The sequence below is a fragment of the bacterium genome, from assembly GCA_028821235.1.
Taxonomy (GTDB): domain Bacteria; phylum Actinomycetota; class Acidimicrobiia; order Spongiisociales; family Spongiisociaceae; genus Spongiisocius.
Genome location: JAPPGV010000027.1, coordinates 6,383 through 19,999, shown reverse-complemented (window position 1 = coordinate 19,999; position 13,617 = coordinate 6,383). Strand labels below are relative to the sequence as shown.

11 protein-coding genes are annotated in these 13,617 nt (G+C 66.4%); 7 read left to right on the top strand and 4 right to left on the bottom strand.

Annotated features, from left to right (window positions below; genetic code table 11):
- Positions 1–20: 20 nt before the first annotated feature.
- The 4 genes from OXK16_02990 to OXK16_02975 all read right to left on the bottom strand — a co-directional run bounded on the left by OXK16_02990 (position 21) and on the right by OXK16_02975 (position 4,749).
- Positions 21–719: an ABC transporter ATP-binding protein gene (locus OXK16_02990; protein ID MDE0374913.1), complete on the bottom strand. Its 699-nt coding sequence runs from the start codon at positions 717–719 to the stop codon at positions 21–23.
- Positions 658–2,445, bottom strand: coding sequence for a branched-chain amino acid ABC transporter ATP-binding protein/permease (locus tag OXK16_02985; GenBank protein MDE0374912.1), 1,788 nt, complete (start codon positions 2,443–2,445; stop codon positions 658–660). Before OXK16_02985 ends, OXK16_02990 begins: the two co-directional genes overlap by 62 nt.
- A complete protein-coding gene (locus tag OXK16_02980) occupies positions 2,445–3,335 on the bottom strand; it encodes a branched-chain amino acid ABC transporter permease (GenBank protein ID MDE0374911.1) in 891 nt (296 codons plus the stop codon). The genes OXK16_02985 and OXK16_02980 overlap by 1 nt, the downstream gene beginning before the upstream one ends.
- 106 nt (positions 3,336–3,441) lie before the next feature.
- Positions 3,442–4,749, bottom strand: coding sequence for an ABC transporter substrate-binding protein (locus OXK16_02975; GenBank protein ID MDE0374910.1), 1,308 nt, complete (start codon positions 4,747–4,749; stop codon positions 3,442–3,444).
- Positions 4,750–4,898: 149 nt separating this feature from the next.
- Here OXK16_02975 and OXK16_02970 point away from each other — a divergent pair, with 149 nt between their 5' ends.
- The 7 genes from OXK16_02970 (at position 4,899) to OXK16_02940 (ending at position 13,383) form a co-directional block, all read left to right on the top strand.
- Positions 4,899–5,993 carry a Gfo/Idh/MocA family oxidoreductase gene (locus tag OXK16_02970; protein ID MDE0374909.1) on the top strand — a complete coding sequence of 365 codons (1,095 nt, stop codon included), beginning with the start codon at positions 4,899–4,901 and terminating at the stop codon, positions 5,991–5,993.
- Between the two features lie 182 nt (positions 5,994–6,175).
- Positions 6,176–8,239, top strand: coding sequence for a sodium-translocating pyrophosphatase (locus tag OXK16_02965; GenBank protein ID MDE0374908.1), 2,064 nt, complete (start codon positions 6,176–6,178; stop codon positions 8,237–8,239).
- Positions 8,240–8,261: 22 nt separating this feature from the next.
- Positions 8,262–9,500, top strand: coding sequence for a histidine phosphatase family protein (locus OXK16_02960; GenBank protein MDE0374907.1), 1,239 nt, complete (start codon positions 8,262–8,264; stop codon positions 9,498–9,500).
- A gap of 64 nt (positions 9,501–9,564) precedes the next feature.
- Complete coding sequence (locus OXK16_02955; GenBank protein ID MDE0374906.1) at positions 9,565–10,257, top strand: response regulator transcription factor; 693 nt, start codon at positions 9,565–9,567, stop codon at positions 10,255–10,257.
- An 11-nt stretch (positions 10,258–10,268) separates the two neighbouring features.
- Positions 10,269–11,642 (top strand): HAMP domain-containing sensor histidine kinase, encoded by a 1,374-nt coding sequence (locus OXK16_02950; protein MDE0374905.1) that lies wholly within the window; start codon positions 10,269–10,271, stop codon positions 11,640–11,642.
- Between the two features lie 12 nt (positions 11,643–11,654).
- A complete protein-coding gene (locus OXK16_02945; GenBank protein ID MDE0374904.1) occupies positions 11,655–12,548 on the top strand; it encodes a YceI family protein in 894 nt (297 codons plus the stop codon).
- Between the two features lie 280 nt (positions 12,549–12,828).
- Positions 12,829–13,383: a hypothetical protein gene (locus tag OXK16_02940; GenBank protein ID MDE0374903.1), complete on the top strand. Its 555-nt coding sequence runs from the start codon at positions 12,829–12,831 to the stop codon at positions 13,381–13,383.
- Positions 13,384–13,617 lie beyond the last annotated feature (234 nt).

Here is a 13,617-nt window from a genome sequence, read left to right as displayed (position 1 = left end):
TCGAGCCGGCCGCTTTGCGGTCACGCCAGGTATGCGTCGATTGTCTCCTGCGAGTTCCGTAGGGTCGCCGACGGACCCTCGATTGCGATCGAGCCTCTGTGGAGCAGGTACGTGTGGTCGGAGATGGCCAGGGCGAGTTCGGCGTTCTGCTCGATGACGAGGATCGACAGTCCTTCGGCGTGCAGCCGGGTTATCGAGGCATAGACCTCGTCCACGATGGCCGGAGCGAGCCCGATCGCCGGACTGTCTATGAGCAGCAGCTCCGGGTCGGTTATCAAGACCCGACCGATAGCGACCATCTGCTGCTCGCCGCCGCTGAGAGTCCCCGCGTATTGCGTGCGCCGCTCCTTGAGGAGGGGGAACAGTTCGAAGATGCGGGCGAGCATGTCACGGATGTTGGAACGCCTCGCGGCGGCTCCCAGTGCCAGGTTCTCCTCCACGGTGAGCGGGGCAACTACGGAGGTCGGTCGCTCCATCAGGAACGCGAGGCCGTGGTGGACGAGCTGGTGAGTCGGCCATCCGGTGATGTCGCGTTCACCGAACCTCACGGTCCCGCTGTCGGGACTATGCATGCCCGCGATCGTCTTGAGGATCGTGGACTTGCCCGACCCGTTCGAACCGATGAGCGACACCATCGCCCCCCGGTCGACTTGCAGGTCAACGTTGTTGACTGCCCGTATGTTGCCGTAGCTTGACGAGAGATTCGATACGCGCAGCATCAGCTTTCCTTCCGAAGTAAGCCTCGATCACCGTGGGGTCGGACAGGCAGTCGGCCGGCGCGCCTTCTGCCAGCAGCCTGCCGAAGTCCATCACGATCGCCAGTTCGCAGTAGTTGAGCACGAGCTCGAGGTTGTGCTCGATGACGACCACCGTGAGGCCCCGGTCCGTCAGGCTGAGCATCAGCTCACCGATCGCCTGCGAGCCGAGCTTGTGCATGCCCGCCGTCGGCTCGTCCAGCAGCAGGACCGACGGCTCCATCGCCAGGGCCCGAGCGATCTCGACCCGGCGCTGGTTGGCGTAGGACAGGGTGGCGGCATACTGATCGGGTTGGCCGATCACGCCAACCAGGTCCATCAGCGCTCTCGCCCGCTCGGCCAGGTCCGCCCGCTCGCGCCGGTCGCGAGGTGTCATGAACACGGGATCCCAGAAATTGGTCCGGCGCTCGCGATCGAAGCCGACCATTATGTTCTCCACGACCGTCAGGTCCTCGAACAGCTGCACGGTCTGGTAGGTACGGGCCACTCCCTCGCGGGCGATGTCGGTCTGTTTCCATCCCGTCATGTCCTGGCCGAGAATCCGGATCGTGCCGCGATCCGACTCGTCTCCCCCGCTCATTACCGAGAGCAGGGTCGACTTCCCGGCCCCGTTCGGTCCCACGATCCCGAAAACGGACCCTTCGGGAACGGTGAAGGTGAGATCGCTGATCGCCACCAGGCCGCCGTATGTCTTGCGGAGGCCCTCGACGCTCAGGGCAGTCGGCCGATCCTGCGCCGGGTCGACCTCCGACGCTGTCCGGCCCGTCAGGTTGAGACTCCACAGTTCGTCCTCTCCCTCTTGCCCTCCGTCGGCTGGCGGCTCACCACGGCCGGAGTGGATGTTGGTCGACTGTTTCTTGAGTTCCCTCCGTACCTTGCGGGTGGGATCGACCAGGCCGCGCGGGAGGTAGATCATGATCAGGATCAGGAGCACGCCGTTCACGATGGTCTCGCCCTGGGTGAGGAAACGGCGGAGTATCTCAGGAAGGATCGTGAAGACGAACGCTCCGACAATCCCCCCGAACCAGTGGCGGTTCCCTCCCAGGACCACCGCGGCGAGCATCACGAAGGCAATGTTCACGTAGAACGTGTCGGGCGACAGGAATTGCACGAGGCTCGCGTAGACGACCCCTGCCAATCCTGCGATCGCGCCACTCAACATCCACAAGGACCGACGCGTGGCGTACACATCGATTGCGAGGGATGCGGCGACTTCAGGGTGGCTGCGGACGGCTTCGGCGGCAAGGCCGAGCCGCGACCTACTGTGGCGAGACATGACCCACATCACCGCGCCGAGGGCGGCGAAGAGATGCCACGGCTCGATCAGCCGGGTAATGGGCGCGCCGTCCACACCGCCCGTGACGGAGTCGAGATTCAGCACGACCACCCGCGCCATCAACACGAGAGCGATCGTTGCCAGCGCCACCCAATGGCTATCGAGCCTCGCCAAGGGGATGCTGACCAGGAGGCCCGACAGAAGCCCGACCACAACTCCCGCAACGAGTACGAGTTCGATGGGGACGTTGTGGTCCTCCACGAGGGCGAGGCTTACAAATCCCGTGACCGCCGCCATCGGTGTGCCGGCGAGACTCAGGATGCCGCCTCGAAGCGCTGCGTAGGTGGCGATCGCGAAGAGCGCGAACGCGATGGAGAATTCGACCGTGGACGCGTAATGGCCCAGGAACGCCATCAGGCCCGGAGGCCTACGATGCGGTCGCCCATCAGGCCCTTGGGTCGAGCCAGGAGGACGACGACGAGTAGCCCGAACGTAATGAAGTCACGAAACGAGTTGCTGATGTACTGGGCTCCGAGAACCTCGGCCAACCCGATGAGGATTCCGCCGGCGTATGCGCCTCTCAGATCCCCGAACCCTCCGATGATCACGGCCGCGAATCCTTTGAGAAGAAGCCCTTCTCCTACCGTAAAGCTCACGTTGTTCGTAGAGATCGAACTCAGGATCCCGGCAATCGAGGCAGTCGCGGCGGCGATGAAGGATATGACGATCACCACACGTCGCGGATTCACACCGGAGATCTTGGCCGAGTCGGGATCCCAGCCGACCGCCCGCATCTGCGCCCCCAGGTTCGTCCTCATCATGAACAAGTAGAGGATCAGCAGTAGTAGCAAGGCGACGACGAAGGTAATTATCTGATGATACGGGATCACCAGGTCAATGACCCGCACGAAGCCGCGGGGAAGCGCCTCCCGGGGAAAGGTCTTGATCCGGGCGCCGGTCGCGATGATCGCGAGCTGACCGAGGATGATCCAGAAGCCGATGCTGGTGATGATTGGGCCGAGCAGACCACCTCCACGCCGTCGGATCGGCTCGAATCCCAGTTGATCCACGAGGACGCCGATCAGGCCACCGCCGGCCATCCCGATTGCGAGCGCCGGCACGAGCGGTATCCCCAGGTTGTCGAATGCGGCGAGCGCGAGGATCGCCCCCCATGTCGCGTAGGTCCCGTGAGCGACATTGAGTATTCCCATGGTGGCAAAGACCAAGCCGAAGCCCATGGCGAAGATGGCATAGGAGGAACCCACGGCGAGACCGTTGATCGTTTGTTGCAGGAACAGTGTCATCTCGTGGAAAACACTACTGACCCAAGCCGGATCCGGCGCCGCCCGAGCGTGTGGCGGCGCCGGATCACCGGGTCTAGGAACGTACTCCTAATGGCCCGCTTTGCTCCTACTGGTTGATGTTCGGGAGCACCCCGTCCGCTGAGCCGTCCCAGATGACGAGCTCGCCATCAGGACTCCATTGCACGAACGTCCATGCGTCAATGGTGGCCTCGCCGCGGGCATCCCATGTGAGGGTGCCGAAGACGGTCTCCATGGATTGGATCTGGCGGACACCTTCCAACACGGCGTCGCGAGTGCCTTCGCCCCCGTTCTTGAGCGCATGCGCCATGAACCACGCGACCTGCCAACCCTGCGCGGCAAAGATGTCAGGCGTGGTGTCGTACTCGGCTTGGTACTTGGCTGCGAAGTCCTGCACCATCGGATCGTCCTTGCCGGCGAAGAATGCGATTGGCAGCACGGTACCCAGCAGGGTGTCCCCGGCCTGCTCCCACGTCTCCGCCGTCGCTATCGCGAGGTTCCCGATGATCGGACCCGCGTAACCGCGATCACGGAGTTCCTGCACCATGAGCACCTCGGTATTGCCCAACTGAGCCAGGAAGATGACGTCGGCGCCCAATGAGATCGTCTCGGTCGCGGCGCCGCTCATGTCCGTGTCGTCAGCGAAGGTGTCGATCACGCCCAGGACCTCGACTCCGGAGCTGTTGAGAACAGAAAGCGTGGCGTCCCGGTCGCTCACGAGTCCGTCATTGTCCGCAGTCACGACCACTACTGCGTTGCTAGGAGCGAAAGCGGCCACAGCGGCCTCTGCGATCGCAGCCGTGCTCGGCTGCGACAGCGGGAATGACCTGAAGGCATTGTCCGGATCCGTGATCGTCGGGGCAATCGCAGCGTGATCCACCCAGGCGAGGCCGGCCTCCACGATGTTGGGCTGGATGGCGCCGGCGACACTCGACAGGGCACAGCAGACCAATGCGAGTACGTCGTCGTTGGCGATGTACGCGTCGTTGATTGCGATGGCGGCCGCCTGATCTCCCCCTGCGTCCTCAACCAGGAACTCGATGGTCACGCCCTCGCCGAGGTATCCGGTCTCGTTGATCTCTCGCTCGGCCAGTTGGAGTCCCTGGAGATGGGGAACACCCGCGAAGGCGACCGCGCCTGAGACAACAGCCGTGAAACCGAACTGGTAGTTCCCCGGAGCAAGGCCGGCCACAGGTTCCTCCATGGCCTCGGTGGTGGTCGTGGCCTGCGCCGCCGTCGTCGTGGTCTGCGCCGCCGTTGTGGTGGTCGCTGCAACCGTCGTCGTGGTTGCCGGCGCTGCAGTCGTCGCGGTCGTCGCTTCGCTGTCGCCATCGCCGCATGCAGCGGCGACCAGCGCCATGGCGAGAGCGAGCACCAGGAGTCTGATTCTGGTCATGCCTGCCTTTCGTCGGTAGTCTTGCGGTCTTTGAGCATCTGCCGGCGGAACCGGTCCGCCATCAGGCGCCCGGGCGACAATAACAGACAGATTTGGGCGCGAAATCCATGAAGCCGCAGCAGTTGCGACACCGATAGAGAGGGGTCCGGATGGCACACCGAGTCGGCACGATCGGTGGGGGAATCTTCGGCGAGATGCATATTCGGGCGCTGACCCAACGGGCCAGGCTCGGCGACATCGAGTATGTGGGCCTCGCGGATATCAACACCGATTTACGCCGTGCTCGAGCGGATGAATACAACATCGACGTCTTCGCCGACTTCAACGAGTTGCTCGACGTGACCTCGCCGGACGCAGTGACCATCGCCACCCCCGATCACCTCCATCGAGACATCGTCGTTGCATGCGTCGAGAGGGGAATTCACGTGCTGGTCGAGAAGCCGATGGACACGAATGTCGACGGATGCAGGGAGATGGTCGCCGCCGCCGATGAATCCGGCGTGCTGCTGCAGGTGGACTTCATGAAACGCCATGACCTGTATCACGCTGAACTCAAACGGATCGTGGAATCCGGGGGCATCGGCGACATCCAGTACGGGTATGCCTGGATGGAGGACCGCATCGAAGTTCCGACAGACTGGCTCCCGTCGTGGGCGTCCAACTCGTCGCCGGCATGGTTCGTCGGGGTTCACTACTTCGACCTTGTCCGCTGGCTGGTCGGCCAGGACGCCGTAGCCGTCTCCGCCACCGGGGTCGCTCAGCGGCTGAGGTCGATCGGGATCGACACGTACGACTCGATCCAGGCGAAGATCATGTTTCCCGGTGGCGTGAGCTTTACGGTCGATTCCGCCTGGCACCTGCCCGCCGGCAACGAGGCGATCGTCAACCAGGGGATCAAGGTGGTCGGATCCGACGGATGGATGACGGTCGACAGTCAGGATCGTGGGACTCGCGGCCTCGTGAGCAGCACTCCCGGTGCGCCCGCCACGATGCTGACACCCAACCTGGGTCTCTACCAGGAGCGCACCGAGGCCGGTGTCTCGCGATATTCGGGATATGCCATCGACTCGATCGAGAGCTTCGTCACCAACGTGACGATGCTCGAACGCGGCATCGCCGACCTGGAGTCATTGAAGGGCGCGTACCCGTCCGGGAGGGACGGTCTCGAGGTCACCAAGATCGCGGTAGCAGCGCACCGGAGCGTGGAGAAGGGCGGAGACCTTGTCTATCTCGGCTCGCTGTGAGCCGTCACCGGTTGCGCCGTCCGGCGCCGCGAGTCACCTGGTGGCGGCCCTCATCCCCTAGGAGTCTTCGCTGTGTCGCCGTTCTGCTCCGCATTCGGCAGCCCCCCGGCGGCGGCACGACCAACGGCTTGCCGAGAGGGCCATATACTCCGGCATCCCGAGTCGAACAAGAGGTCTGACGTATGTCTTCAGATACCGTACTGGTGATCGCGCTGGTGGCCGGGCTGGCGGCCCTGGCCCTGGCCGCCTACTACGCCCGGGTGGTGATGGCCGCCGACCAGGGCAACGACCGCATGCGGGAGCTCTCGGCAGCCATCCGGGAAGGCGCCAACGCCTTCATGAGGCGTGAGTACACGTGGGTGGCCGTCTTCGTGGTGGTGCTGGCCGTCCTCATATCGGTGGTCCTCCCCTGGGGGGCGCCGTGGGGTTCGATCGCCTACATCTTCGGAGCGGTGCTGTCGGCAGCCGCGGGCTTCGCTGGTATGCGGATCGCGACGGTGGCCAACTCCCGGACGGCCGAGGCGGCCCGGCTCGGCGGGGTGAAGCGCGCCCTGCCGGTGGCCTTCCGCGGGGGCGCGGTCATGGGGTTCTGCGTAGCCGGACTGGGCCTGCTGGGAGTGACCATCGGCTACCTCCTGTTCGTCGAGGTGCTGAGCATCAGCGACTCGGACCAGTACAACATCATCGCCGCCATCGGCCTGGGAGGGTCGTCCATCGCCCTCTTCGCCCGGGTGGGCGGCGGCATCTACACCAAGGCGGCCGATGTGGGCGCCGACCTGGTCGGAAAGGTCGAGGCGGGCATCCCCGAGGATGACCCCCGCAACCCGGCGGTGATCGCCGACAACGTCGGCGACAACGTGGGCGACGTGGCCGGCATGGGCGCCGACCTGTTCGAGTCCTACGTCGGCTCGATCGTGGCCCCTATCGCCTACGCGGCCATCGTGTTCGCCTCCAGGTCCTTCGCCACCGAGGCGATCATCTTCCCCCTCGCCGTGGCCGCCATCGGCATGTTCGCCGCCATCATCGGCTCCTTCTTCGTGCGGGTGACCGGGGACAACCTGGCCAAGGCCCTGCACCGGGGGAACAACGTGGCGGTCGGCCTCACCGTCATCGGCGTCCTGATCCTCACCAACGTGGTGTTCGGCGGATCGAGCGGGGTGGAGAACCCCTTCGGCCTGTCCCTGGCCGTGCTGGTCGGCCTGGCGGTGGGGATCTGCGTGGGCAAGATCTCGGAGGTATTCACCTCCGACCACTACAAGACCGTCAAGGAGATCGCGCGCCAGTCCGAGACCGGTCCGGCCACTGTGATACTGGCTGGCATATCCGAGGGGATGCGGTCCGCTGCCATCTCGGTGGTGGTGGTCGCAGCCGGGATCGCCGGCGCCTACGCCGCCGGGGACTGGGCGATCGGAGACGGCGGCGGGATCTACGGGGTGGCCATTGCCGCCATCGGTGTTCTCTCCACGCTCGGGATCACGGTGGCGGTGGACGCCTACGGGCCGATAGCCGACAACGCCGGCGGTATCGCCGAGATGGCCCACCTGCCTCCCGAGGTGCGGGAGGCCACCGACGAGCTGGACGCGCTGGGCAACACCACCGCCGCACTGGGCAAGGGCTTCGCGATCGGGTCGGCAGCGGTTACGGCGCTGGCGCTGTTCGCCGCCTTCACCCAGGCCGTCGGCCTGGACGCCATCGACATCACCAACGTGGGTACGACCGTCGGCCTGTTCCTGGGCGGCATGTTCCCGTTCCTGTTCGCCGCGCTCACCATCAAGGCGGTCGGGAGAGCCGCCTTCCGCATGATCGAGGAGGTGCGGCGCCAGTTCCGCGACATCCCCGGATTGCTGGCGGGTGATCCCAACGCACGACCCGAGTACGCCAAGGCAGTGGACATCGCCACCGGCTCGGCCCTGCGGGAGATGGTGATTCCGGGCGCCCTGGCGGTGGCCCTGCCGCTGGTGGTGGGCTTCATCGACGTGGAGGCGCTGGGGGGCCTGCTGGCGGGAGCGCTGGTGACCGGATTCCTGCTGGCCATCTTCATGGCCAACGCAGGGGGCGCCTGGGACAACGCCAAGAAGCTCATCGAGAGCGGCGCCTTCGGGGGCAAGGGCTCGGAGCAGCACAAGGCGGCCGTCATCGGCGACACGGTGGGCGATCCGTTCAAGGACACTTCCGGTCCGGCGATGAACATCGTCATCAAGGTGATGACGATCGTCTCCCTGATCTTCTCCGCCGCATTCATCTGATCTGTTACCACCCACCTCCGTCGTGAAACGGGTGCTGCTGGTCCGCCACGGGGAGTCCGAAGCCAACGCCGGCGAGATCTGGCAGGGTGCAACCTCCTCGCCGTTGACCGCCCGGGGCCGCCATCAGGCCGGATTGGCCGCCGACCGGCTGGCCGGCCGGCGGTTCGATCTGGTGGAGAGCTCCGATCTCGAGCGGTCCCTTCACACCGCCGAGATAGCGGGCTTCCGGCCGCGGGTGGAGACGGTGTGGCGGGAAGGCGACATCGGTGTCTGGGAGGGCCGGCCCGGCGAGTGGGTCGAAGCCCACTACGGCCACGATCTGGTCCGGCTTCAGGAGGACTACGACCTGCGGATGGGCGAGACCGGTGAGTCACCCCGCCAGGTGTCCGAGCGCGGCTGGACGGCCCTGGCAGCCCTGGTGGGCCGGCTCGAGGAGGGGCAGATCGGGCTGGTGTTCACCCACGGCGGCCTGATCGAGCTGGTGCTGTGGCGGCTGCTCGGCCTGCCGATAGGGCGCCGCCGCCTCGGGTTCCTGTCCAACACCTCCTTCTGCGAGCTGGCGTTGGACGGCGAGGAGGCGTCCATCCTGCGCTACAACGACGCCGCCCATCTCGGGCCGGTGTCGTACTGGGCCGACTTCACCCGGGACGGTGGCGGCATCGTGATCGATCTGATCCGTCACGGTGTCACCCAGGCCAACCTGGAACGGCGGGCCCAGGGACGGGTCGACAGCGATCTGCATCCCGTGGGACGGGAACAGGCTCGGCGGTTGGCGTCATGGATCGGGACAGCCGACGAGGTTTTCTCCTCCACGCTGAGAAGGGCGGCGTCCACGGCGGAGTTGGCCTTCGGGCGTCCACCGGTGCTGGTGGACGAACTCGTGGAGATGAGCTTCGGTGAGTGGGAGGGTGAGCTGTGGGAGGAGCTGGAGGCGTCGGGCCGGCTCGGCGGTTATCCCCATGACGGGCAGGACATCCGGCGGGGCGGTACCGGGGAGACATGGAGTGAGGTCCAGGACCGGGTAACCGGGTTCATCAGCAGCCTCACCGATGCCTACGCCGGGCGCCGGTTGGCGGCCACGTCACACGGCGGGGCGATCAAGGCCTATTCCACTGCGATCCTGGGATTCGACTACGGCAAGGCCGGATCGCTGGGTCCCCTGGATAACACCTCGGTCACCCAGGTGGCGGTGGCCCCGGACGGGCATCCCACGCTCGCCACCTACAACATCACCCACCACCTCGAGGGCCGGGAGGGCTAGCTCGGGGAACCTCCCTTGCAGGCACCTTCCTTAACAGTCTGCTCATATTCCCGTGGGATCATGGGTGGCTGTGAGCGGAGCAAGTAAGACCGTCGTCGTGGTGGTGGAAGACGACCCGAATATCGCCCGCCTCGTGGACATGTACCTGCGCCAGGACGGCTACCGGGTGTACAAGGCGGCGGACGGCGCCACGGGGCTCGACCGTATCAAGCAGTACCGGCCCAAGCTGGTCATCCTCGACATCGGGCTTCCGGGCGATATGGACGGCATCCAGCTATGCCGGGAACTGAGGGCCACCTCCGATATCCCCATCATCATGCTCACCGCCCGTGACAGCGAGGTCGACCGTATCGTCGGGCTGGAGCTGGGCGCCGATGACTACGTGACCAAGCCGTTCTCACCGGGGGAGCTGGTAGCGAGGATTCGCGCCGTGCTGCGGCGCGTCGACGCCGGGGCCAGGGCCGTTCTGTCCCCGATCCTGGAGAGCGGGGAAGTCGAGGTGGACACCGCCCGCCGCGAGGTGCGCCTGAGGGGCGGCCTGGTGCCGGTCACCGCGCGGGAGTTCGACCTGCTCCAGTACATGCTCGAGAACACGGGACAGGTCCTCAGCCGTCGCCAATTGCTGGACGGCGTGTGGGGATGGGACTGGGTGGGTGACGAGCGCACCGTGGACGTCCACGTGTTCCAACTCCGCAAGAAGCTCGGCAATGCTCTGCGGGTCACTACCGTGCGTGGCGTGGGCTACCTGCTGGACTGAGGGGGACGGACGTGCAGCGGCGGCTGTCGATCGCGGTGGTGGGAACGGTCGCTGTGGCCCTGGTGCTGGCCGGAATCGTGACCCTTGCCCTGGTGCGCCGGACCGATCGCCACGCGATCCAGCAGGTGCTGGAGCAGGAGGCCGACGTTCTGGCCAGCCTGATGGCGACGGTCCACGTGGAGGATGACGACCACTCGCACCTCGGTTCCCACCTGAGTTCGCACCTGAACCGGGCCGCCGAGAATCTGGATCGTAAGGACGTGGCCGTCCTGCTCCTCGATGGCGGGGAGCTTATCGGCGACCTGCCCGAGAACGTGCCGGCCGAGGGCCTCCACCCGCTGGCCTCGGGAGCCACCGGGTCGATCACCGGGATCCAGGGCTCCACCGCGTGGGCGGCGGCCACGGAACAAGCGGGCTCGGTGACGATCGTCGTGGTTCTGACCGACACCGCCGATCAGTTCCTGGCAGCGGTGATGCGATGGTTGGGGGTGTCGGCGGCCATATCGCTGGCCCTGGGAGTGGTGGTGGCCGTGATGCTGGGCCGCCGGCTCGCCAGGCCGCTCGGCCAGGCCCGTGACGCCACCCGGTTGATCGCGGGCGGCGACCTCAGCGCCCGTGTTCCGGTGGAGGAGCATCGGAGGGACGAGATCAGCGAGTTGTCGACCTCGATCAACGAGATGGCCGCCTCGCTGGAACGCTCCCAGAGCCTGGAGCAGCGATTCTTGATGTCCATCTCCCATGACCTGCGCACACCGCTCACCTCCATTAGGGGCTACGGAGAGGCCATCTCTGATGGCACGGCGGACAACCGGGCGCAGGCCGCCGAGGTCATCGTCTCCGAGGCGATCCGCTTGGAGCGGCTGGTGGGTGACCTGCTGGACCTAGCCCGGCTGGATGCCAGGGAGTTCACACTGGAGAGTCGGCTGGCGGATGTGGGCACGGTGGTGGAAGAGGTGTGCGCCGGATTCTCCCAGGGCGCGGCCGATCGGAGCCTCGAGTTGCGGGTGATCCGCGAGGAGCCCGTCATGGCCTGGTGCGACCCGGTGCGGGTAGCCCAGGTCGTTGCCAATCTGGTTCAGAATGCCCTCAAGTTCGCCGATTCCCTGGTACGGGTCGAGTCTCGGATCGAGAACGAGGGACAGAAGGCCTGGGCCGTTGTCACAGTGGACGACGACGGTCCCGGTATCAGCCGCGAGGACCGGCCCCACGTGTTCGAACGCCTCTACGTGGCGCGACACACGCCCCGAATCGAAGAGTCCGGCTCGGGTTTGGGCCTGACCATCGTGGCGGAGTTGACCGAGGTCATGGGCGGCACGGTGAGCGTGTCCGCCCGCCGGCCCACCGGCACCCGAATCACCGTGCAGCTCCCCGCTACGGAACAGTAGGTCCGCTCCGCGATGAGGAGCACCAGGTTCATCAGGGGAGCAACGGTCGTGATCGTGTGTATGGCCATCGCCGCGGTCGGATGGTGGAGCCTGCGGGCCGACGGACCGGAGCCCGTCAACCTCGAGGAGGCTGTGGCTCTTCTGGAGACCGCAGCCGGCGAGAACGGCGGCTCGTCGGCGTTCGAACCCGAAGGCCGTAGTTTGGCCTCCGCGCCGACCACCGAAGGCCCCGGAACGACATCGAGCGCCGGACCCGATGCTCCCGCCACCGCATCGACCACCTCTGCTAGCCATCACACCCTGCCAGCCGTCATCGAGACGAGATCTTTGGACACCGAGGCGGCCGGATTGGCGGGGGTATGGACCGTAGCTACCACCGAAGGCGCCGATGGGCCGACCGACGAAGCCCCGGTCAGCTTTGCCGGCTACCGGGTGGTGGAGGTGCTGGCCGGCGGTGTTGACGAGTCCACTGTGGTGGGTCGCACCGCCGCGGTGTCCGGTGCCATCGAGTTGAGCGGCGGCGCTCTGGTGGCCGCGACGGTGGAGGTCGCGATGGCCACTCTGCGCACCGACGACAGCCACCGTGACAGCCATGCGCGGGAAGCCCTCAACACCGGGGAGTTTCCGCTGGCCGTATTCAACCTCGTAGAGCCCGTGGAGTTGCCCGCCCGGATACTCGACGGCGAGAGTCTCTCGACTGCGGCCGTAGGAGACCTCACCATCAACGGAGTCACCAACCGCGGCGTGATCGATCTGGAGGCTCAACTCGCCGGGGACACCATCGTGGTCGTGGGATCGGCTCCGGTGATCTTCAGCGACTTCGGAGTGACCGCTCCGATGTCCGTCGCCGTCATCTCGGTCGAAGACCACGGCATCATGGAGTTCCAACTCTTCTTCACCCGTTGAGCTTCGGCCTGTAGTCGCCCAAGTCCGCGCGACGCCCACAGCACCGACGTTGGTCCAGGCCGGTCCCCCGGACGGGCGGCCCCGCCCCGCAAAACCTTATCGCGACCCTGATCCGGGCTTAACGGTCTGCTCACAACCATCCCGGACACTGGTAGCGCTCTTCTGGCTACAACCCCTGAGAGGAGAAGGAATGAGCCCTACAGAAATGCGGACTTGGGACCAATCGAGGGCCGCCGGCCGGACCGGCGCTGCTCGGGTCGGCAAGGGACGGAAAAGGTTCTTGACGCTCGTCCCTGTGGCGATGCTGGCGGTAGCCCTCATGCCGCTGGGTCCGGCCGGCGGCCAGGTGGTGACTGCTCCGGTCGCGCTGGTGCCGGATGCCGCCCCGTCGGCCGAGGCCGGTGGGAAGGTGGTAACTGCTCCGGTGGTCGCCGTCTCCGGCGCGCAGCCATCGACCCGCAGCCAGGTAGGGGTTACCCCCACGACCATCGATCATGCCGCCGACTGTGCTGCCAATCACAGTGCCTCGGGTTCTGAGACCGTGGAGGACTGTGCCGGCGACGGCAGCGGGGACGGCACCGATCACGCCCACGCCCACGCAGAAGGCGATCATGCCCACGCCCAAGGTGCCAATCATGCCGCCGACTGTGCTGCGAACCACAGCGGCCCGGGTTCCGACGATGCGGAGGACTGTGCCGGCGACGGCAGCGGCGACGCTTCTGACCACACCCATACGGAAGGTGATCACGCTCACTCGGCTGGCGTCGACCACGCCGCCGATTGTGCTGCGAACCACAGCGGCTCGAGCTCTGGCGATGCCACGGACTGTGCCTAGGAACGGAGCCTACCTGGCGTGAATCCCAACGGTCCTCCGCCCGCCTCTGGCCAATGCGGCGGCGGGAAGCGCGTGACCGGGAATCCCTCCCCCGGTCACGGGGCCCCCCGGGGGGGGGGGGGGTGGTGGAGGGGGCGGGGGGCGGGGGCGGGGGGGGGGGGGGCGGGGGGGGGGGGGGGGGCGGGCGGGGGGGGGGGGGGGCGCCGGCGCCCCCCCCCCCCCCCCCCCCCCGCG